A 21,997-nucleotide genomic window follows, 5' to 3' on the forward strand; every position below is an offset into this window, starting at 1 on the left:
CGTTGTTAATCAACGCTCAACGAACGAGTCGGACATGCGGACGAGCCTCGGCCTCAGGATGCGGATCACGGTGGCGCTGGCCGTGACGGCGGCAGCGACTGCGCTGATTGCCGTGCTCGGCGCGATGTGGATCATCGCAGGGATCATCGACCGCGCCGATCAGCGGGAATTGCGCAGCCATTATGACGCGCTGCTGTCACGAATCGCCGAGGAGTCCCACCGCGCCGCCGCCATGAGCACGGTCGTGGCGGCAATGCCCGCGACACAGGAGGCGATGGCCAAACAGGACCGCGACGCCCTGATCGCTCTGTTCGGTCCTGTCTTTAACGCGACCAAATCCGACTACGGCGTCGAGCAGTTCCAGTTCCACACGCCGCCGGCCACCTCCTTCCTGCGCGTGCACCAGCCGGCCAAGTTCGGCGACGACCTCTCGAGCTTCCGCAAGACCGTCGTCGACGCCAATCAGGAGCACAAGGTCGTGGTCGGCCTCGAGGGCGGCGTCGCCGGGCTCGGCATCCGCGGCGTGGTGCCGATCGCGCAAGGCGCCAAGCATCTCGGCTCCGTGGAATTCGGCCTGACCTTCGGTCAGTCCTTCCTCGACGATTTCAAGCTCAACCGCCATGTCGACATTGCCTTCCATCTCGCCGACGGCGTGGGCTTCAGGCTGTTCGGCGGCACACTGAAGGGCAAAAGCTTCTTCGAAGCGGCCGATTACAGCCGCGCCGCCGGTGGCGACTTCACCGTGCGCCAGGCAAAGCTCGACGGCGCGCCGATTGCCGCGCTGCTCGGACCGATCAAGGACTTCTCCGGAAAACCGCTCGGCGCCGTCGAGCTGGTGATGGACAACACCGATTACGTGGCCTCCGCCGATCGCGCCTGGTGGCTGTCGATCGGGATCGCCGCCCTCGGATTGATCCTCGCGGCGATCGTCGGTTATCTCATCGCTCGCGGAATCTCGCGTCCGATCCTGGCCATCACGAACGTGATGCGTGAGCTCGCGGACGGCCGTCTCGACGTCGCCATTCCGGCGAGCCGGGCCCATGACGAGGTCGGCGCGATGGTGAAGGCGGTCGCGGTGTTCCGGGACAATGCGGTGAATTTCAGCAAACTTCAGGCCGATCAGCTGGAGGCCAAGGCCCAATCGGAAGCGGAAAAGCGGCGCGCTTTCGCCGCGCTCGCCGACAATTTCGAAGCCTCCATCCGCGACGTCGTCACCACGGTGTCCTCGGCCGCGGTCGAGATGGAGCACACCGCGCGCTCGATGTCCGATATCGTCGACCAGTCGCGCCATCAGACCCGTGCGGTGTCGTCGGCTTCCGCGCTCGCCTCGGAGAACGTGCAGACGGTGGCCGCCGCGGCGGAAGAATTGTCCTCCTCGATGACCGAAATCAGCCGCCGCCTTGCGCATGCGACCGAGGTGGTTGGCAAGGCCGCGAGCGACGGACGCCGGTCCAACGAACGGGTGCAGAGTCTCGCCGACGCCGCGCAGAAAATCGGCGACGTCGTCTCCTTCATCAACGGCATTGCCGGACAGACCAATCTGCTGGCGCTGAATGCGACGATCGAGGCGGCCCGTGCGGGCGAGGCCGGCCGCGGCTTTGCGGTGGTCGCCTCCGAGGTCAAGGCGCTCGCGACCCAGACCGCGAAGGCGACGGAAGAAATCGGCGCACAGGTCACGGCGGTTCAAGGCGAGACGTCAGGCGCAGTTGAAGGCATCCAGTCGATCTGCGCGACGATCCGCGAAGTCGACGAAATTTCCGCCGCGATCGCCGCGGCGGTCGGCCAGCAGGGCACGGCTACGCAGGAAATCGCGCAGAACGTCCAGCAGGCCGCCGCGCGCACCGGCGAGGTCTCGCAGAACATCGCAGGCGTCACCGAGGGTATCGCAGCGACCGGCACGGCCGCAGAAGAGGTGCTGGTTTCCGCGATCGAACTGTCGAAGCAGTCGCAGCGGCTGCGCGACGAGGTCGATCGTTTCCTCGCGCAGATTCGCGCGGCGTAGTCAGACTAGGATTTAGCCCCCAGCATCACGTCGATCGCGCCTTTCACGATCGCCTCCAGCTCCTTGCGCGGCACGCGTGCCCGGGAGCGGATGGCGATGGTGTGGATGGTGGCGGAGGCGAGTTGCGCCAGCGCGGCCGGATCGGCACTCGCGGGCAGCTCGCCCTTCTCCTTGGCGCGGCGGAAGCAATTGGCGAAAGCCTTGTCGAGATCGGTGAGTCCCTCCAGCACCATGGCACGGATCTCGGGATCGCCGACCGCTTCCGACGCCGCCGTCACCACCGTGAAGCAGCCGCGCGGGCCAGTGTCGCCCGAGAGATAGATGTTCAGCGCCGCTGCATAGATGCGCTCCAGCCGCTGGCGCACCGGCATCTCCTGACGAAAGATCTCGACCATCGATCCGCGCGCGTCCTCACGGTAGCGCTGGTAGCTCTTGATGTAGAGCTCGCGCTTGTCGCCGAAGGCGCCGTAAAGGCTCGGCCGGTTCATCCCGGTGGCTTCGCTGAGATCGTCGAGCGAGGTCGCGGCAAAGCCCTGCCTGCGGAACAGATCGAGCGCCTTGCCGAGCGCGATGTCGGGTTCATAGGCACGCGGACGGCCGCGGCGCCTGGGGCGGTCGGGCTCACTGGCAGCAGCTGGCGGTTTCGATTTTTGTACCATTTCGCACATTAATCCTTGACCCGCTCCATATTATGCAACACAGTACAAAAATCAATCTGGCCGGGTTGAGCGACACTGATCACGAGAATTGCCCAAGGAGGCCCACGATGGATCTTTATTTCTCGCCGCTCGCCTGCTCCATGGCGACGCGCGTCGCGCTGTACGAAGCCGGTGCAGAGGCGAACTACCTCGAGGTCGATTCCCCGACCAAGACGGTGCTGAAGGACGGCTCCGACTTCCGCGCCATCAACCCGATCGGCCTGGTGCCGACGCTGCGCACCGACGAGGGCGTGGTGCTGACGGAGAACGCGGCGATCCTGCAATATGTCGCCGACCGTTTCCCGAAATCCGGACTCGGCGCGGCTGAGGGGATCGATCGCACGCGACTGCATCAATGGCTCTGCTTCATCGGCACCGAGTTGCACAAGGGCCTCTTCATTCCCGTGCTCGACCGCAAGGCGCCGCAGGAGGTCAAAGCCTACGCACTGGAGAAGAACCTGTCGCGGCTCGACTATCTCGATAATTACCTCGGGGGACGCGAGTTCCTGCTCGACCATTTCAGCGTGGCCGATGCCTATCTCGTCACGGTCATCAACTGGACGATGGCGACACCACCGATCGAGCTTTCGAAGTGGCCTGATGTGAAGGCCTATTACGAGCGCCTGCGTCAGCGCCCGTCGGTTGCGAAGGCGGTCGCGGAAGAGTTCGAGCTGTACAAGGCCGAGCAGGCGCGGAAGAAAGCGGCGGCGTAGGCCACGCTCGACAAGACATCGTCCCGGCCGGCAAGGCCGGGACGAGTTTTTTCGTCAGCGCGTATAGCCATAGAGCGCGGTCGCGTTGCCGGCGGAGACAAGCCCGCTCTCGACATCATCCTTGACCGCCATGCGATCGCGCTCACCCGGTGCGCCGATGCCGGCGCCGCCCGGGGTCATCACCACCAGCCGGTCGTCAGGCGGAATGGTCTGAAAGCCCTTGCCGCGCATCTTCTGTCCGGACTTGAGGCCGACATAGCCGGCTTCGCCGTTCTGGCCGCCATCGCGCCCGCGCGGCGGATGATCGATGCGGTCGAACGCCGCAAGAATGTCGAAGGGCGCATCGATGCCGGTACCGACCTCGATGATCTGGCCGAGACCGCCGCGGGTGCGCCCCGCGCCGCCGGAATCCGGACGCAGCTCCTTGCGCCAGAAGATCAATGGGGTCTGCGTCTCCGCGATCTCGACCGGCGTGCCGCGCACGCCGCTGGGATAGGCGGTCGCCGAAAGCCCGTCCTTCGCAAAGCGCGCGCCGGTGCCGCCATTGGACGTCACCGCCATCGAGAACCCGTAATTGCCGCCGACGCCGGAACGCGTCTGGCCGCGCACGTTGAGATTCCACAAACACGAGGTGCCTTCCGCCGGCACGCGCTCGGGAATGATCTGGCGCAGACAGCCGAACACCACGTCGGGCAGCATCTGGCCGATGATGTGGCGCGAGGCGACTGGCGCCGGCTTCGGCGCATTGAGGATCGCGCCCGCAGGCGCCGACACCGTCAACGGCGAGAGCGAGCCGGCATTGTTCGGGATCTGCGAGGCGACGACGCAGCCGAGGCCGAACACGGTATAGGCCGTGGTGTAGGAGAGCGGCACGTTGATGCCGAACTTGGACGCGGCCGAGGTGCCGTCGAAATCGACGTGGATGCCTTCGTTCGAGATTGTGAGCGTCGCCGCGAGCGTCACCGGTGCGTCGTAGCCGTCGACGACCATGCTGTTGCGCCAGGTCCCCTTCGGCAGTTTTGCGATCTCGGCGAGAACGGCCTCGCGCGAGCGGTCGCAGATGTAGTCGCCGAGTTCGTCGAGCGTATCGATGCCGAACTCGGTCATCATCTCGACCAGGCGCTCGCAGCCGACGTCGTTGCAGCCGGCGAGCGAATAGGTGTCGCCCTCGGTGTCGATGGGGAGGCGCGTGTTGGTGCGGATCATCGCCATCAGCGTCTCGTTGACGACGCCCCGGTCGATCAGCTTCAGCATGGGGATGTAGAGCCCCTCCATGAACACGTCGGTCGCATCAGGGCCGAAGCCGATGCCGCCGATGTCCATGAGATGGCTGGTGCAAGAGAACAGCGCGACGAGCCTGCCATCCTTGAAGCAGGGCGTGGTGACGACGAAGTCGTTGAGATGCCCGGTGCCCATCCAGGGATCGTTGGTGATGTAGGCATCGCCCTCCTTCATCGTCTCGAGCGGGAAGTGGTTGATGAAGTGCTTGACCGATTCCGCCATCGAGTTGACGTGACCGGGCGTACCAGTGACGGCCTGCGCCAGCATCCGCCCCTTGAGGTCGAACACGCCGGCCGAAAGGTCGCCGCATTCGCGCACGATCGGGCTGAACGCGGTGCGGAGCAGCACCTGCGCCTGCTCCTCGACCACCGCGATCAGCCGGTGCCACATGATCTGAAGGTCGATCAGGCTCGCGCCATTTGCCTTGCTCATGATCAGGCTGCCTTCCGTTCCATGACGATGCTGCCGGCACCGTCGATATGGGCATCAAAACTGGTGGAGACGAAGGTGGAGGTCTCGTCCTCTGCGATCACGGCAGGACCTGCGATGGTCGCACCGGGTGCCATGTCCTCGCGGCGATAGAGCGGGATCTCGATGACCTCGCCTGCCCTGCCGTCGAAGAATTTGCGACTGCCCGAGGCTTTTGCCGCAGGCTTGCGCGTCACGGCTGACACGGTCGACGGATTGCGCGCCTCGGTGGTCGCAAGCACAGACCAGCTCAACACCTCGATCGCAGCACCCGGGATCGGGCGTTCGAACATCGCCGAGTAATCCGCCTCGAACTTCTGGCGCAGGCCCGGAAGATCAGCCGAATTCAGCGGCCGGTTCGGCAGCTCGACGGTGATTTCGTGGCCCTGACCGACATAGCGCATGAAGGCGGCGCGGCGTTCGCGCACCGGCGCGCCGGCAGCACCTGGCTCGACCAGCGCGCGCGTTTCGGCCACCATCTCCTGCAAGAGGTCTGAGACCGCGCCCGTGTCGAAATCATCGAGCCGGACATGACGGCTGCGCACCAGTTCATAGGCGATGGGCGCCGCGAGGAAGCCCACCGCCGACCCGACTCCGGCATTCGACGGCACGATCACCCTGGAAACGCCGATCTTCTCGGCAACGCGGGCCGCATGTAAAGGTGCGGCGCCGCCAAAGGCAATCAGCGTGTGCTGGCCGACGATCTCGCCGCGCTCGACGGCGTGCACACGCGCCGCGCTTGCCATGTTCTCGCAGACGACTTCGTGGACGGCATAGGCCGCAGTCTCCGCCGACAGGCCCAGCGGCTCGCCGACGTTACTCAGCAGCGCTTTCTTCGAAAGCTCCGGGTCGAGCTTGATCGTACCGCCGGCAAAGGCATCGGGATCGATCATGCCGAGCGCCACATCGGCGTCCGTCACCGCGGGACGCTGCCCGCCCCGGCCGTAGCAGGCCGGTCCCGGTTCGGAGGAAGCGCTCTCGGGGCCGACGGTAACGCGCTTCATCGCATCGACATGGGCGATCGAGCCGCCGCCGGCGCCGATCTCGACCATCTCGATCACGGGAATGCGCACCGGCAGGCCGGAGCCTTTCAGGAAGCGCGCGGCGCGATCGACCTCGAACACGCGCGAGGTCTCGGGCTGGAATTTCTCGATCAGGCAGATCTTTGCCGTGGTGCCGCCCATGTCGAAGGACAGCACCTTGTTCTCACCGAGTCGCGCTGCGATCTGCGCCGCGAAGATCGCGCCGCCGGCGGGGCCGGACTCGACCAGGCGCACCGGAAAGCGCCGCGCCGTCTCGATCGAGGTGACGCCGCCGCCGGAGGTGACGAGATAGATGGCGCCGCGGAATTGCTCGACCTGCAAAGCGTCCGCCATGCGGGCGAGATAGCCGTCGATCAGCGGCTGCACATAGGCATTGGCGACCGCCGTCGAGGTGCGCTCATATTCGCGTATCTCAGGGCACACGGCGGAGGACAAGGTGATGGAGATGCCGGGCATCGCTTCGCCGAGGATCGCAGCGGCGCGCCGCTCGTGCTCGGGATTGGCATAGGAATGCAGGAAGGCGATTGCGACGCTCTCGATGTTCAGCTCACGCAATTTCGGCGCAAGCGCGCGCACCGCGGCTTCGTCCAGCGGGAGGCGAACCACGCCGTGAGCGTCGATCCGTTCGGGCACGGTGAAGCGCAGGGATCGCGGCGCCAGCGGCTTCGGCTTGTCGATCGAGAGATCATACTGGTCGTAGCGGCTCTCGGTGCCGATATCGAGCACATCGCGAAAACCCTCGGTCGCAATCAGCGCGGTTTTGGCGCCGCGCCGTTCGATGATGGCGTTGGTCGCGAGCGTCGTGCCGTGAATGAATACATCGATATCGCTGACATGCGCGTGCGCGTCGGTGAGGATGAGGCGCATGCCATCCAGCACTGCCTGCTCGGGCCGCTGCGGCGTGGTCAGCACCTTGCGCGTCTTGCGCACCTCACCCACGTCAAGCACGATGTCGGTGAACGTGCCGCCAATATCCACGGCAAGCCTCACCTCGGCTCCCTCAAGCATTCCTGAACACTCCGTGCTGATCGTCAACCCGCGGTCGAAACCACAGCAATTTTCATATCAGCGACCACGCAAATGGTGAAGTCTCGGGCGTCCTTTGCGTGGCACCTATGCGACGGGAGAGTGCACGCCGCACGGCACCTTCAGAGCAGGAAAGCCAGTGCTGCCTCGCAGCGCTCCTCGACCTTCAGCGTCAGGAGATCGTCAGCGCGGGTGCGGCCGAGATTGACCGCGGCAATCGGGATTTGCCTCGCGGCCGCAGCCTGCACGAAGCGGAAGCCGGAATAGACCATCAGCGACGAGCCGACGATCAGCATGGCGTCGGCCTGCGCCAGATGGTCCTGCGCGGCGGCAACGACGTCGCGCGGGACATTCTCGCCGAAGAACACGACATCGGGCTTGAGGATGCCGCCACAGGCTTTGCAAGCCGGCACCTCGAATGAGGAAAAATCCGTGCGCTCCAGATCGGCATCGCCGTCGGGTGCGTCGGCGGCGTCGAGCTGCATCCATTCCGCATTGAGACGACCAAGCCTATCCTGGAATTCATCGCGCGAGGTCTTGCGGCCGCAGCCCATGCAACGGACGAGGTCGAGCCGTCCGTGCAGATCGATCACTTGCCGGTGGCCGGCGGATTGATGCAGGCGGTCGACGTTCTGGGTCAGCAGCATCGCGCAGCGACCGCCCGCCTCGAGCCGGGCGAGCGCATGATGCGCATCGTTCGGCCTGGCCTGTCCGAACCGCCGCCAGCCGATCAGGCTGCGCGCCCAATAGCGCTGGCGCGTCCGCTCTTCGGACATGAAGGCCTGGAAATTGACCGGTTGGGTGCGCTTCCAGTTGCCGTTACTGTCGCGGTAGTCGGGAATGCCCGAATTGGTGCTGCAGCCGGCGCCGGTCAGAACGAACAGCTTTTCGTGCCGGCCGACGAAATCCTGGAGCCGAGAGTCTGCCAGCGGAGCGTTTGTCATGGCGCAGATGTAGTCTCCGCCGCGGCATTTTGCCAGATCACCCCGCTAGCTCGCCCAATTCTCGCGAAATTCCGGAAAGAGCGTCAGCCCTCCACAGGCATAGATGGTCTGTCCGGTGATGTAGGCGGCATCATCGGAGGCGAGGAAGGCGAACACGGCGGCGATCTCTTCCGGGGTGCCGACGCGGCCAAGCGGAATGTGGCTGGTGACGACGCCACGCGCTTTTGGATCACCGGTCCAGGCCGCATTGATCGGCGTGTCGATCGCGCCCGGGCCGACGGCATTGACGCGGATGCCGCGTCCGGCAAATTCCAGCGCCAGTGTGCGGGTCAGATTGGCCATGCCGCCCTTGCTGATCGAGTACGCGAGATAGCCGGGCTTGGGGATGATCTGGTGGACACTGGAGCAGTTGATGATGGAGCCAGCCCCGCCACGCGCGACGAAATGCGCCAGCGCCTTTTGCGCACAGAGCACGGCGCCGTTGAGATTGACGTCGATGATGCGGCGATAAGCATCGATATCGAGGGCCTCGCTCGGCGATTCCCGCTGGAAACCGGCGTTGTTGACGAGACAGTCCAGACGCTTCCAGCGCGCGAGCACCGTCTCGAACATCGCAGCGACCTCCTGCTCGCTGCTGACGTCGGCCTTGACGATGAGATGATCGAGCTTGCCGTGCCCCCGATCGTTCGATCCCGTTCGCACCAACGCGAGCGACTCTTCGGCCCTTTCGGGATGATCGACATAATTGATGGCGACGGTCGCGCCTTCCTGGGCGAGCCTGACGGCGACGGCGCGGCCGATGCCCTGGGAGGCACCGGTCACCAGCGCGTACTGGCCGACGAGGCGCGAGGGAAATGGGGTCGAACGATCGGTTTGCGGCATGGGTTCTCTCCGGGATGCCTCATCATCGATGGAACGGGGATTTTGTTCCATCCCCTGGCGCATCGCCGGGATTCATTCCGCGCGTCGCGCCAGTGGCGAGGTCAGGATCTGATACAGGATAATGGCACCGAAAGTCGCGGTGCCGATCCCCCCCATGGTGAATGCACCGAATTTGATCGTGAGATCACCAGCGCCGGCCGTCAGCGCCACGGCAACGGTGATCAGATTGGCAGGATTGGCGAAGTCGACCTTGTTCTCGACCCAGATCCGGCCCGCCATGGCGGCGATCAAGCCGAACAGCACGATCGAGAGACCGCCGATGACGGGACCGGGGATCGACAGGATGAGCGCACCGAATTTCGGTGAGAAGCCGAGCAGGATCGAGACCGTGGCCGCGAAGGCAAACAGCAGCGTCGAATAGACCTTCGTTGCTGCCATGACACCGATGTTCTCGGCATAGGTGGTGACGCCGGTCCCGCCGCCGCAGGCGGCCACGATCGTCGCCAGGCTGTCGGCGAACAGAGCGCGGCCGAGATAGGCATCGAGACTCCGGCCCGTCATGGCGCCGACCGCCTTGATGTGACCGAGGTTCTCGGCGACGAGAATGACCGCAACCGGCGCGATCAGGAAGATCGCATCGGCGTGGAAGGTCGGTGTGGTGAAGTTCGGCAGGCCGAACCACGGCGCAGCCGAGAGCTGCGTGAAGTCGATCGGCTTGCCGAAGCCGAGGCCGTTGGCGAGCAGCAGGTACAAAACATACCCGCCGATCGCGCCGAGGATGATGGGCAGGCGACGCCACAGGCCGGGGGCCGCGACGGCGACCACGCCGATGATGAGTACGGTCGCAAGTCCGATCCAGGTGTCGAACGCATTCGCGCTCACCGCCTTGACCGCCACCGGCGCGAGGTTGAGGCCGATCGCCGCGACCACGGCACCGGTCACAGCCGGCGGCATCAGCCGCTCGACCCAGCCGACACCAGACCACATCACGATCAGCGCGATCACGCCGTACAGCACGCCGGCGCCGACGATGCCGCCGAGCGCAACCGGCAGGTTCGGGTTCGGCCCATGCCCTGCATAGCCGGTGGCGGCCAGGACGACGGCGATAAACGCGAAACTCGAGCCGAGATAGCTCGGCACGCGACCCGCGACGATGACGAAAAAGATCAGCGTGCCGATGCCCGAGAACAGCACCGCGACATTGGGATCGAACCCCATCAGCAAGGGCGCGATGATCGTCGAACCCGACATTGCAACGCAATGCTGAAGACCGGAGACGATCGTCTGGCCCCATGGCAACCGTTCCTCCGGCATGACCACGCCGGAGGTCTTCAGCTTCCAACGCGGAAAATAGCCCTGCGTCTGCCCGTCCGAGCCCGTTGCCTTCGACATCTTCCCCCCCTTGCGGTGCAGCGATTGATCTTCGTGCGATCCGACAAAAATGTGATTGTTGCTTATACAGACATCATCACATGATGTGAATCAGGCGAGACCAATGCGTTCCCGGGCTCAGGATATGACACAAGTCGCGTTCCAGCCAGCCGTCCACCGCCGGCACCAGCCCTGGTACAAGATCCTCTATGTCCAGGTACTGATCGCGATCGCACTTGGGGTGCTGATCGGCTATTTCTATCCCGATCTCGGCAAGGCCCTGAAGCCGCTCGGCGACGGCTTCATCGCCCTGATCAAGATGATGATCGCGCCTGTGATCTTCTGCACCGTGGTGCACGGCATCTCCTCGATGGGCGATCTCAAGCGCGTCGGCCGGGTCGGGCTGAAGGCGCTGGTCTATTTCGAGACGGTGTCGACCGTGGCGCTCGCTGTCGGCCTTTTGGTCGGCGAGGTGCTTCAGCCCGGGCATGGCTTCAACATCGACCCTGCCTCGATCGACCCGAAGTCGGTCGCGACCTACGTCACCAAGGCGAAGGAAGAGGGCATCGTGGCCCATCTCATGGGCATCATCCCCCCGACAGCTATTTTGGCGCCATCGCGCGCGGCGACCTGCTCCAGGTGCTGCTGGTCTCGATCCTCTCGGGATTCGCCATCGCATTTCTCGGCAAGGCCGGAGAGCCGATCGCGGAGGCGGTCGACAAGGCCGCAAAGATGTTCTTCGGCATCATCCGCATCATCGTGCGCGTGGCGCCGATCGGCGCCTTCGGTGCGATGGCGTTCACCGTCGGCGCCTATGGTCTCGGCTCGCTGCTCAATCTCGCCGCCCTGATCGGCACGTTCTACCTCACCAGCATCCTGTTCGTGCTGATCGTGCTGGGCGCGATCGCCAGGGTTGCGGGCTTCTCGATCCTGCGCTTCATCGCCTACATCAAGGACGAGCTCTTGATCGTGCTCGGCACCTCGTCGTCGGAGACGGTGCTGCCGCAGATGATCCAGAAGATGGAGCATCTCGGCGCCTCGCGCTCGGTGGTCGGCCTCGTGATCCCGACCGGCTACAGCTTCAACCTCGACGGCACCAACATCTACATGACGCTGGCGACGCTGTTCCTGGCGCAGGCGACCAATACCCATCTGACGATCTGGCAGGAGCTCGGCATCCTCGGGATTGCCATGATCACCTCGAAGGGCGCCTCCGGCGTGACCGGCGCCGGCTTCATCACGCTTGCCGCAACGCTCTCGATTGTGCCCGACATCCCGATCCAGTCGATCGCGATCCTGGTCGGCATCGACAAGTTCATGAGCGAGTGCCGCGCGCTGACCAATCTGATCGGCAACGGCATCGCCTGCGTCGTCATCAGCATCTCCGAAGGCGAGCTCGACCGCGAGGCGCTGCGCCAGACCATGACGCATCCGCTGGAGATGGGCGAGGCCCTGGAGCCTGGCGGAACCGCGTAGAAGCGCCGCGCGAAAATCGAGGGCATGCGCCACCCGCGATTCTCCCTGCGGTATTTTCCCGGAGTAGAAAATTGGTACGACCGGAGTCACAACAACGGCGTTGGGATCACGGACTGATACTTATCCATTCCACCCGACGCGCTGGGGGCAGAGCGTCGGGTTTTTGATTAATTGTCACCAAGATCTGCCGGGCGGATCAGATGATCCCGCCATCGGCGCGCGCAGCACCGGCGAAATCAAAACGACGCGTGACTTCGATCGCTTCCAGGAACGCCTCGTCATGGCTGACGACGAGTAACGCTCCATCGTAGGCGCGCAAGCCCGCTTCGACTGCGGCGATGGACTCCAGATCCAGATGGTTGGTCGGCTCGTCCAGGATCAGCAGCGACGGCGGCGTCGATCCGCCCAGCACGCAGGCGAGGCCCGCTCGAAACAGCTGTCCGCCGCTCAGGCTGCCGACTTCTTGCATGGCGGCATCCGCGCGAAACATGAAGCGCGCCAAAGCGGCGTGGCATTCGTTGGCGCCCGCCTTCGGATTGAGCCGCGCGAAATTGTCGAGGATCGAGATCGCGGGATCGAGCAGGCTGACCATTTGGTCGAACAGCGCGAAGTCCGGCCTGACCCGCACAGTGCCCGAGACAGGATGTAGCTCACCGGCAATCAACTTCAGCAGCGTCGTCTTCCCGGAGCCATTGGGCCCGGCAATCGCGACACGCTCCGGCCCGACGATCGCAAGCGATAGATCGCGCAGGATGGGCCGGTCCGGCCGATAGCCCGCACTGACGCGATCGAGCCAGACCACTTCCCTCCCCGCGGGGAGCTGCGTCGACGGCAGCTTGACGGACAGCGGCTGAAGAATCTCCACGCGCCGACGCGCAGTTTCGACCGCATCGACGGCCTCCGCGCGCCGCCGCTCGGCAATCTGCGCGAACTTGCCGCCGCTGTCCTCGCTGCGATCCCTGCGCGCGCCGGCGAGGATCCGCGGCATGTCGCCTTTGGCACGCTTCGCCCTTCCGTCGCTGTCCTTGCGCGCTTTTCGTTCGGCTGCTTGCTGCGTCTTGCCATCGATCTCGGAGAGATGCCTTTCGGCATGGGCGAGGTCGTGCCTGACGGCGGCGAGCTCGAGGGCCTTCTGCGCGCGGTAGCTGCTCCAGTTGCCGCCATAGCGCGTAGCGCCGAGCGAGCTCAGCTCGACGATGGCGTCCATGGTCTCGAGCAGTGCGCGGTCATGGCTGACGACGATCGCGCCGCCACGCCAGCCGGCGAGGAGCTCGATCACGGCCTGGCGCCCGTTCCGGTCGAGATTGTTGGTGGGCTCGTCCAGCAGCAGGAAGTCGGGCTCCGTAAAGAGCAGTGCGGCAACTCGCACGCGCGTGACCTGCCCGCCCGACAAACGATCCAGTTCCGTGTCCGGCGAGAGATCGAAGCCAACGCGGGCAAGAGCGGACGCGAGCCGCGTCTCGAGAGTCCAGTCGGCCGCAGCGACATCCTCGGCCGAAGCATTACCGAGCTCCGCCCGGCGCAGCAGGTCAAGCGCGTCGCGCACGCCGAAGAGGTCGGCGACCGTCACGCCGGCGCGCAGTTGGGCGTCCTGGCGCAGGAGCCCGACGGTTCCGTTGACGATGGCGCGACCGGACTGCGGAACGAGTTGGCCCGTGATCGCAGCGAGCAGGGTCGTCTTGCCGACACCATTGCGGCCGACGAGACCGGCACGCTCCGCGCCGAAGGTCAGATCGATATTGGAGAGAAGCGAGCGGCCGTCAGGCGTGGACAGCGACAGCCGCGACAGGATGATGGAAGCAGGCATGGAATTCCCCGTGAGCAATGCGGATGGGCGTTGCGGTCGGGGTCAAATCCATGGTGCTGATATCCTTGATGTGAGAATTGCTAATTAGTCCTGCGGTGGCTGGAGATCAAGCTACACCTGGCGCAGATGGCGGTTAAGCGGCCAGCCTGTCGAACTGAACCTTGCCTGCCTTCATCACGAGCGGAATGTGCTCGCCCTGGCCGAGCAGGCAGGTCACGTCGTGCAACGGGTTGCCGTCGACCACCAGCAGATCCGCGAGCGCGTCGGGCGCGATCCGGCCGAGTTTTCCCTCCATGCCGAGCACCTCGGCACCAATCAACGTCGCGCTGGCGATGACCTCGCGCGCGCCCTGAATTTCGGCGCGGATGCGGAACTCGTCACTCTGCAGGCGCTGCGACGGCCCGAGCAGGTCGCTGCCGTAGCCGATCTTCACGCCGGCTTTGCGATAGATTTCGAGCGAGCGGAGGCCGGCATCGCGCACGTCGGCGATCTTGGCGACGCTCTCCGGCGGCAGGCCGTACTGCGCGCCTTCATTGGCGAGCGCCTCATAGGTAACCAGCGTCGGCACCACATAGGCACCCTTCTCGGCCATCAGGCGCGCCGCCTGATCATCGACGAGATTGCCGTGCTCGATGGTGCGGACGCCGCAGCGCACCGCGCGCGCGATCGCCTCGGCGGTATAGGCATGGGCGAGCACGTAGGTCTGGCGGCCCCGCGCCTCCTCGACGATGGCGCGGATCTCGTCCTCGGAGTAGCCGAAGGCTCCGACCGGATCGGTCGGAGAGGCGACGCCGCCGGATGCCATGATCTTGATCTGGTCGGCGCCCATCTGGAGTTCCTCGCGCACCGCCCTGCGCACGCCGTCAACGCCGTCGGCAACGCGCGCCAGCGCACCGACGCGCACGCAGCAAGGACAGACCGCGTCGCTGGCGAGATAATCCGAACGCGCCCGCATGTCGCCGTGCCCGCCGGTCTGGCTGAGCGCACGACCGGACACGAACAGCCGCGGACCGTCGGTCAGGCCGGTCTCGATCGCCTGCTTCATCGCATGGCCGGCGCCACCGGCATCGCGGACGGTCGTAAAGCCTCGCCGAAGCATGCCGCGCAACAGCAATGTCGAGCGCAGCGTCACCAGCACGTTCGGCATGTGGACCTGCTGCGCCAGGTTGAGCTCGATCGCGATGGTGTGCACGTGAAGATCAATCAGGCCGGGCATCAGCGTCTTGCCCGTCAGATCGATGGTTCGATCGGCGGTGACCTTGATCGGCCGGTCCGACACCTCCTTGATCAAGGTACCCTCGACCAGCACGTCATGGCCCGTCAGCAACTCCGGCTGGAGCGGGTCGAGCAGAGCGGCGTTCTTGAAGAGAATGCTGGGCATGATGATGTCCTGTCAGGGCGCCGGCGCAAGCAGCGCCGGCAAAGTGAGCTGGGCAAAGGGGAGACACGCGTCGACGTCGTCCTCGTCATACCAGCCGGCTTCATGCAGCAGATTGAGCGAGCCGAGCGTATGACCGCGCCAGCGCACCGGCATGTTGAGCACGCTGGCGCAGCCGAGCGAGGCGATCAACTCGTGGTCGGAGAAGACGTCGCGCAAATCATCCTGCGTGCGGCCGATATAGGCCTCGCCGCGGTCGAGCACGGCTTCGGTCCACAGCCCCGGCGCCAGCCGCTTGCGGCCGCCGGTGGGATAGGGTCCGGGAAGGTTGGAATAGATCCGCGCGGCTTCGCCGGTGACCTCGTCGTAGGTCAGGATCGTGAACAGCTTGTGCCCGATCGCCGAGTTCAGCGCGTCGTCCAGCGCCGCAAATAGCGTGCCCGGCTGATCCGCCCCGCCCTGTGCCGCCGCAACGGCCCTGAGCCAGGGATCGGCCTGCGGTCTGATCCGGCTCATGCAACCTCGCCCGCCGCGATCTCTTCCAGCGAACGGCCACGCGTCGGCACGCCCATCAGCACGACGGTGACCGCTCCCAGCAGCAGGACGGTCGTGGTGACGCCGAACACCCCGGCGAAGCCGAAATTGGGATAGAGGTAACCGACCAGGATCGGCGAGACGATCGCGCCGATGCGGCCGATGGCGGAGGCTAGCCCTGCGCCGGTGGTCCTGACCGGCGTCGGGAAGACTTCGGCGGTGTAGGCATAAACCCCCGCATAGGTGCCGTTCATGAAGAGGGACAGGAGAATTCCCGCCAATATGATGTGCTGGTCGGTCTGCGCGAAAGCGAGGCCGAGCGCACTGACGCCGCCAAGCACCATGTAGCTCGCGATCGTCGCCTGCCGGCCGATGCGCTCGTTGAAATACGCGGCGCTGAAATAACCGGGAATCTGTGCGCAATAGATCGCGATCGAATAGCCAAAGCTCTTGGTGATGCTCATGCCGTTCTGGACCAGAAGGCCGGGGATCCAGACGAAGAAGGAATAATAGCTGAAGGTGATCGCAAGCCACATGATCCAGGTCATGACGGTGATGCGCGCCTGGCGGGCGGCGACGAGTGCCGTGAAATTGGCGAGCAGCGTTCCACCGGTGGTCGGCGCCGCGGCTTCGACGACCGGCGGCGGCAGCACACGACCCTCGCGCGCAAATCCCGCCTCGATCCTGTCGAGCACGGCTGCGGCTTCCTTCTCCCGGCCGCGGGCTTCCAACCAGCGCGGCGATTCCGGCAGGGCCCGCCGCCACCACAGCAGCATGACAACGGGCAGCGCCGTCATCACCAGCACGATGCGCCAGCCATTGTCGTAGGCGGGCACGATGAAATAGCCGAGCAAGGCTGCGGCAACGAAGCCAAAGGAAAAGAAGCCGGCCAATGCGCCGGTGAAGCTGCCGCGGTAGCGCCGCGCCACGAACTCCGCAAGATATGGCGCGATGATCGCACTCTCCGCGCCGGTACCCATGCCGGCGACAATCCGCGCAACGAAGAAGGCCGTCCAGCTATCGACCATCGCACTGACGATGGACGCCACGCAGTAGAGCGCCAAGGCCGACATCATCACCGCACGGCGGCCGATCAGATCACCGAGCGTGCCGGCAAGCAGCGCGCCAAAGAGGAAGCCGATATAGGTGCTGCTGCCGAGCACGCCGATCTCGACGCTGGAGAAATTCCACGCCGTGCGCAGCACCGGCAGGATGAACGCCAGCACCGCCGCGTCCATCGCATCGAACATGTAGCCGAGGCCGCCCATCAGGAGCAGGAGTGCGTGGAAGCGTGCGAACGGAAGGCGCTCGATTCGCGCCGATATCATTGACATGGAAGTCCCCCTCGATTGCGGCCCGGCACACCGCGCGTCGTTCGGGAAGGAACCATAGACAAAGTGACATTATCGTCATAATTTATAATCTTGATCTAAGACATCACCACGGTGAATGTGTGTCGTTCCGTGCGCTCGACCTCAACCTGCTGAAAGTCTTCGAGGCGCTGATGACCGAGGGCAGCGTCACGCGCGCCGCGAGCGTGTTGACGATGACGCAGCCTGCCGTCAGCAATGCACTCGCGCGCCTGCGCGATGCGCTCGGTGATCCCCTGTTCGTACGGTCAGGCACCGGGATCCGTCCGACGCAACGCGCCGTGGTGTTGTGGGAGCCGATCGGCGAAGCGCTGGAGCGCGTGCGCGGGGCGCTCGACGAGCAGGTGTTCGATCCGGGCCGCGCCCAGACCCAGTTCACGCTTTCGATGTCGGACTATGTGGCTTCGCTGGTCATGCCGGACCTGCTGAACCATCTCGGCCAGGTCGCACCGAAGGCGCGCATCCACACCGTCCCCAACACCGTCGTGGAGATCGCCGACCAGCTCGAGGACAACAGGGTCGACTGCGTCTTGAGCGTCTATGTCAACGAGGCGCAGCAACCGGCTGCCATCCGCTCGCGCTCGCTGTGGACCGTGGAATATGCCTGCTTCATGCGGCGCGGCCATCCGCTGGCCGCAGGCAAGCGGCTCGGCTCGCGCGCCTTTCTCAACGCCCGTCACATCGATGTGAGCCTCGCAGGAAAGACGCAGCCGTCTTACGATCTCTTCCTTGCCTCACGCGGGCTGTCGCGCAATCTGGTGGCGACCGTCAACCATTACAGCGCGGCCTACGAGATCGTGCGGCAGTCCGATCTCATCGCCGTGCTGCCGCGCGATCTCCGCTCGGAGTCCCGCCATGCGCCGTTCCTGCACGCGATGCCGCTTCCGCTCCAGGCGCCGCCGCGCATCGTCAGCCTGTTCTGGCATCAGCGCAACGACACTGTCCCCGCGCAGCGCTGGCTGCGCGAGACCCTGGTCTTGATGTTCGCGAGGTCGGAGTGAGCGATCAGCGCTTCAGCGGAGCCGGGGCATGGAATCGGTCGATGCCGAGATCCGTGATTCGAGTCTGGGTGCCGCCATTGACGATCAGCTCCGCCATCACCGCCCCGGCGCCGGGGCCGAGCTGGAAGCCATGCAGCGAGAAGCCGAACTGGTGATAGAGGCCCTTGTGGCGGCAGCTCGGCCCGAACACGGGAATGTCGTCCTTCATCCTGGCCTCGATGCCGGCCCACGCACGCACGATGGTGGCGCTGCGCATCACCGGAAACAGCTCGAACACCGTGCGTGCACTGATCGCGAGCCCCTTCCAGTCCAGCACCGTCTCGTTGCGGTCCTGGTAAGGCGTTGCCAGATGGCCGCCGCCGATCAGCACCGTGCCGTTGGAGAACTGCTTGAACGAGAGCTTGCGCCCCCGCAGGATCACGACGGGATCGATGAAATGCGGCACGCGCGACGTGATCATCAGCATCGGCGCCACCGTCTCGACCGGCACCGCCTCGCCGAGCGCGGCCGCGATCTTTCCGGCCCAGGCTCCGGCGGCATTGACCAGTACCGGCGCGGCAAAGGCCTCGGTGCCGACGTCGACGTGCCAGAGCCCCCCGCTGTACCTGATGTTGCTGGCCGCAATGCCCTCGCGCACGGTCGCGCCGAGCCGCTCGGCCTTGCGCCGGAACGCCGTCGTTGTCTGCGCCGGATTGGCCGCGCCGTCGCGCCGCGAGACGACGCCGCCGGGACAGGTCTCGGCCACGGCCGGTACGAGGCGCCGCAGTTCGGCCGCGTCGATCAGCTCTTCATGGGTGAAGCCGAGCGCATTGAGTTCGGCGACGCGGGCGCGGCAGACCGCGAGCTCCTCCGCGTTCTCCGCGACCAGAACCTGGCCATGGCTCTCAAAACTGCAATCGTCGTCGAGGAGCTCGGTGATCTTTTCCCAGATCCCCATCGAGCGGATCGAGAGCGGGATTTCGGGGACATGGCGCGCAAGCTGGCGGACCCCGCCGGCATTGACGCCCGAAGCGTGGCGGCCGGCATAATCCTTCTCGATCAGCACCGGCTTCAGGCCGGCGAGACACAGGTGCAGCGCGGTCGAGCATCCGTGAATGCCGCCACCGACGACGATCGCATCCACGTTTGCAGTCATCCGCGCACCACGGCCTTGATGTCGTCCTCCGTTTTAGGAACGGCGGCGAGCTCGGCGAGCGTGATCGGCTTGACCGGCGCGCGCAGCCGGTAATAGCCGATCTCCTGCGGGGTTTTTCCGCGCGCCTGCGCCATCAGCTCGGTCACGGTGAGGCCGCACAGCCGGCCCTGGCACGGCCCCATGCCGGTGCGACGATAGGCCTTGAGCTGGTTCGGTCCGGTCGCGCCGATCGCAACGGAATCGAGAACCTCCTTTGCTGTGACCTCCTCGCAGCGGCAAACGATGGTATCGCCCGAAGGAATGCGAAACTGCGGCGCCGGGCGGAACAACGTGTCGAGGAACACGCGACCGCGCTCGGCCTTGGCGAGATCCGAACGGAGCGCCGCCATTGCGGGGAGCTTCGCAGCGGACGCAGGCACCAGGGCCTCCGCGGCGGCGCGTGCCGCGATGAGGCCGCGCACGACCGCGGCATTGGCGCCGCCGATGCCAGCGCCATCACCGGCGATCGCGATGCCGGCCACCGACGAATTGCCGTTCGTGTCCAACACGGGCGACCAGCACAATTGCAGATCGTCCCAGCGATGCTCGACGCCTGCGGACATCGCCAGGTTGACGTTGGGCACAACGCCCTGATGCAGCAGCAGCAGATCGGCCGGAACAGTCTCGCGCTTGCCGCCCGCGACGTAGCTCACGCTGGCGAGCTGGCCATCACCGGCCCCTGCAAGCTCCGTGATGCCGGAGATGACCTGCACCTTGGCTTTCACCTCGCGCATCATCGACAGGCCCTTGCTGAAATAGGGCGAGGTCAGGAAGGCCAAGGCGTGAGGCAGCGCGGCAAAGTAATTGCCGCGCTCGGTGGTCTCGAGAATGCGGTCGATGCGGCCGCCGAGGCGCAGGATCTGTGCGGCGAGTAGCCACAGCAGCGGCCCCTGCCCCGCGATCACGGTGCGCCCGTCAGGTACCAGGGCCGACGATTTCAACATCGTCTGCGCGGCACCCGCCGTCATCACACCCGGCAATGTCCAGCCGGGGATCGGAAACGGCCGCTCCAGCGCGCCGGTTGCAAGGATCACGCGCTTGGCCTTGACGAAGGCGGACGTGCCCCCAATCGAAACGGCGATATCGAGATTACGATCGAGGCTCCAGACGGTAGCCCGATGGATGACCTCGGCATTGGTCGCGCGCAATGACTGCACGAGATCCGTACCGGCCCAATAGTCGGCGCCGAGTTGATCGCGCGCGGTCACGGGCGTGGAGTCGATGGCACGAAACACCTGGCCGCCGGGGCCGGCGTTCTCGTCGAGCAGCAGCGTGGACAGTCCAGCCTGGGCCGATGTCGCAGCCGCGGCGAGGCCGGCAGGCCCGGCGCCGATCACCACGACGTCGTAGGTTTCGCGCTTGGGAGCGACGCTCATCTTCCGATCTCCCGCTTGCCCTTCTGGATCTCGATCTGCATGCCCTCGCCGACGGGCACGAGGCAGCCCTGGCGATTGCCGACACCGTCGATGGTGACGAGGCAGTCGAAGCACACGCCCATCATGCAATAGGGCAGACGCGGTGCGCCGCTCACCGCGGTCGAGCGGCGCACGTCGCGGTCGGATGCCAGCAGCGCGGCGGAGACGGTGTCGCCCTGGCGCGCCGTGACGGCAACACCGTCAACGAAGATCTGTACCGGCGGCCGCTCGTCCTGTTCGGATCGTCGAAACATCTTGGTTCCTTCAATAGTTCTAGTAGCCGCTGTTGTTCAGCGCGCCCGCGCCACCGAAGCGGCTTGCCGAAAATGCGCCGACCAGCTCCGGTTCGAGCGCGCCTTGCGCAACCATGCGCGCGACCTCGAAGGCGTGGTTGGAGGCCAGCGTCACGCCGGAATGGCAGCAGGCGACGAAGGCCCCGGGATGCGTCTCCGACTGGTCGTAGATCGGAAAACCATCCTGCGGCATGACGCGGATGCCGGCCCAGCTCCTGACCACGTTGAGCCGCGACAGATGCGGGAACATGCGCTGGGCGCGATCGGCCATCACGCCACTGATCGACGGCTTCAACGTGCGATCATCCAGCTCGTCCTCCTTGCTGTCGCCGATCATCACCGTGCCTTCATCGGTCTGGCGGATCGTGGTCAGCGGATGCGGCAGGAACGGCATGGTGCGTTCGGTCACCACGACCTGGCCGCGGGTCGGCCCCATCGGCGCCGAGAGGCCGACCATCGGCGCCAGCGTCTGGTTGGCATTGCCGGCGGCGAGCACGACCTTGGCAGCGCGCAGCTCGCCCTTCGGGGTGGTCAGGCGGAATTCGCCGCCGCTCTTGCTGATCGCCGAAACCGGCTGCTCCGGGAAATAGTCAAGGCCGAATTCCCTGAAGCCGGTATGGAAGGCGCGGAACGTGCGCAGCGAATTGACGTGGCCATCGAGCGGACAATAGCTGCCGCCGGAAACTTCGGGGCCGATCAGCGGCAGCGACTTCTTCACCTCGGAGGCCGACAGCATCTCCATCTTGTAGTCGGCCGCGCCCGTCTGGTTGTGCATGCGCTTGACGAGCTCGGTGCGCTGGCCGAATTCGTCATCGCCGAGCGTGAGATGAAAGCCGCCATTCTGCTGGAGCGAGACATCGAGTCCCGTCTGCTGCTTCAGCTCCGACGCAAGCCGACCCCAAGCTTGCGAAGCCTGAACGGTCCAGACCGTGTAGGCCGGCATGCCGAGGCCCTTGCTCTGCACCCAGACCAGCGCAAAATTCGCGCGTGAGGCGCGCTTGGCGACGTCGCCCTCGTCGAGCACGGCCACGCTCTTGCCGAGCCGGCCGAGGCCCCAGGCAATAGCGGAGCCGAGCAATCCGCCGCCGACCACGGCGACGTCGTATTCAGTTCGCATAGGT

The 21,997-nt window shown here is 65.4% G+C and carries 17 protein-coding genes and 1 pseudogene; 4 read left to right on the forward strand and 14 right to left on the reverse strand.

What is annotated here, in order from left to right:
- Nucleotides 1-34 precede the first annotated feature (34 nt).
- Nucleotides 35-2,002, forward strand: coding sequence for a cache domain-containing protein (locus tag ACVWZ4_RS07285; protein WP_456736246.1), 1,968 nt, complete (start codon nt 35-37; stop codon nt 2,000-2,002).
- 5 nt (nt 2,003-2,007) lie between these two features.
- On the opposite strand, the gene ACVWZ4_RS07290 is transcribed toward ACVWZ4_RS07285, so the two are convergent.
- The gene (locus ACVWZ4_RS07290; RefSeq protein WP_456736247.1) at nt 2,008-2,661 is read right to left on the reverse strand and encodes a TetR/AcrR family transcriptional regulator; all 654 of its coding nucleotides are present in this window, start codon (nt 2,659-2,661) and stop codon (nt 2,008-2,010) included.
- Between the two features lie 107 nt (nt 2,662-2,768).
- On the opposite strand from ACVWZ4_RS07290, the gene ACVWZ4_RS07295 reads away from it, so the two are divergent.
- Entirely contained in the window at nt 2,769-3,413 is a 645-nt protein-coding gene (locus tag ACVWZ4_RS07295) for a glutathione binding-like protein (protein ID WP_456739985.1), read from the forward strand.
- A gap of 54 nt (nt 3,414-3,467) precedes the next feature.
- Here the strand turns inward: ACVWZ4_RS07295 and ACVWZ4_RS07300 are convergent, their stop codons facing one another.
- The 5 genes from ACVWZ4_RS07300 to ACVWZ4_RS07320 all read right to left on the reverse strand — a co-directional run bounded on the left by ACVWZ4_RS07300 (nt 3,468) and on the right by ACVWZ4_RS07320 (nt 10,449).
- Nucleotides 3,468-5,126, reverse strand: a complete 1,659-nt coding sequence (locus ACVWZ4_RS07300; RefSeq protein ID WP_456739986.1) for a hydantoinase B/oxoprolinase family protein — start codon at nt 5,124-5,126, stop codon at nt 3,468-3,470.
- Nucleotides 5,127-5,128: 2 nt separating this feature from the next.
- The gene (locus ACVWZ4_RS07305) at nt 5,129-7,213 is read right to left on the reverse strand and encodes a hydantoinase/oxoprolinase family protein (RefSeq protein WP_456739987.1); all 2,085 of its coding nucleotides are present in this window, start codon (nt 7,211-7,213) and stop codon (nt 5,129-5,131) included.
- A gap of 140 nt (nt 7,214-7,353) precedes the next feature.
- Nucleotides 7,354-8,175, reverse strand: a complete 822-nt coding sequence (locus tag ACVWZ4_RS07310; RefSeq protein ID WP_456736250.1) for an NAD-dependent protein deacetylase — start codon at nt 8,173-8,175, stop codon at nt 7,354-7,356.
- A gap of 45 nt (nt 8,176-8,220) precedes the next feature.
- Entirely contained in the window at nt 8,221-9,057 is an 837-nt protein-coding gene (locus ACVWZ4_RS07315; RefSeq protein WP_456701295.1) for an SDR family oxidoreductase, read from the reverse strand.
- Nucleotides 9,058-9,129: 72 nt separating this feature from the next.
- On the reverse strand, nt 9,130-10,449 hold the full coding sequence (locus ACVWZ4_RS07320) for a solute carrier family 23 protein (protein WP_456739988.1): 1,320 nt from the start codon (nt 10,447-10,449) through the stop codon (nt 9,130-9,132).
- A 124-nt stretch (nt 10,450-10,573) separates the two neighbouring features.
- On the opposite strand from ACVWZ4_RS07320, the pseudogene ACVWZ4_RS07325 reads away from it, so the two are divergent.
- Nucleotides 10,574-11,904: pseudogene (locus ACVWZ4_RS07325) on the forward strand (dicarboxylate/amino acid:cation symporter).
- Between the two features lie 196 nt (nt 11,905-12,100).
- Here the strand turns inward: ACVWZ4_RS07325 and ACVWZ4_RS07330 are convergent.
- The 4 genes from ACVWZ4_RS07330 to ACVWZ4_RS07345 form a co-directional block, all read right to left on the reverse strand.
- Nucleotides 12,101-13,711 carry an ABC-F family ATP-binding cassette domain-containing protein gene (locus tag ACVWZ4_RS07330; RefSeq protein ID WP_456739990.1) on the reverse strand — a complete coding sequence of 537 codons (1,611 nt, stop codon included), beginning with the start codon at nt 13,709-13,711 and terminating at the stop codon, nt 12,101-12,103.
- Between the two features lie 133 nt (nt 13,712-13,844).
- Nucleotides 13,845-15,092, reverse strand: coding sequence for an amidohydrolase family protein (locus ACVWZ4_RS07335; protein ID WP_456739991.1), 1,248 nt, complete (start codon nt 15,090-15,092; stop codon nt 13,845-13,847).
- 12 nt (nt 15,093-15,104) lie between these two features.
- Nucleotides 15,105-15,605, reverse strand: coding sequence for a GAF domain-containing protein (locus ACVWZ4_RS07340; protein ID WP_456739992.1), 501 nt, complete (start codon nt 15,603-15,605; stop codon nt 15,105-15,107).
- Nucleotides 15,602-16,957, reverse strand: coding sequence for an MFS transporter (locus ACVWZ4_RS07345; protein ID WP_456790070.1), 1,356 nt, complete (start codon nt 16,955-16,957; stop codon nt 15,602-15,604). The genes ACVWZ4_RS07340 and ACVWZ4_RS07345 overlap by 4 nt, the downstream gene beginning before the upstream one ends.
- A gap of 170 nt (nt 16,958-17,127) precedes the next feature.
- Between ACVWZ4_RS07345 and ACVWZ4_RS07350 the strand changes: the two genes are divergently transcribed.
- Nucleotides 17,128-17,994 (forward strand): LysR family transcriptional regulator, encoded by an 867-nt coding sequence (locus tag ACVWZ4_RS07350; protein ID WP_456742189.1) that lies wholly within the window; start codon nt 17,128-17,130, stop codon nt 17,992-17,994.
- Between the two features lie 4 nt (nt 17,995-17,998).
- On the opposite strand, the gene ACVWZ4_RS07355 is transcribed toward ACVWZ4_RS07350, so the two are convergent.
- Genes ACVWZ4_RS07355 through ACVWZ4_RS07370 form a run of 4 tightly spaced genes read right to left on the reverse strand, consistent with a single transcriptional unit; the run spans nt 17,999 to nt 21,993 of the window.
- A complete protein-coding gene (locus ACVWZ4_RS07355; RefSeq protein WP_456739993.1) occupies nt 17,999-19,129 on the reverse strand; it encodes an NAD(P)/FAD-dependent oxidoreductase in 1,131 nt (376 codons plus the stop codon).
- Entirely contained in the window at nt 19,126-20,544 is a 1,419-nt protein-coding gene (locus tag ACVWZ4_RS07360) for an FAD/NAD(P)-dependent oxidoreductase (RefSeq protein WP_456739994.1), read from the reverse strand. The genes ACVWZ4_RS07355 and ACVWZ4_RS07360 overlap by 4 nt, the downstream gene beginning before the upstream one ends.
- Entirely contained in the window at nt 20,541-20,837 is a 297-nt protein-coding gene (locus ACVWZ4_RS07365) for a (2Fe-2S)-binding protein (RefSeq protein WP_456701287.1), read from the reverse strand. The genes ACVWZ4_RS07360 and ACVWZ4_RS07365 overlap by 4 nt, the downstream gene beginning before the upstream one ends.
- 19 nt (nt 20,838-20,856) lie before the next feature.
- Nucleotides 20,857-21,993, reverse strand: coding sequence for an NAD(P)/FAD-dependent oxidoreductase (locus ACVWZ4_RS07370; RefSeq protein WP_456701286.1), 1,137 nt, complete (start codon nt 21,991-21,993; stop codon nt 20,857-20,859).
- Nucleotides 21,994-21,997 lie beyond the last annotated feature (4 nt).

Source organism: Bradyrhizobium sp. USDA 4472, from assembly GCF_054058595.1.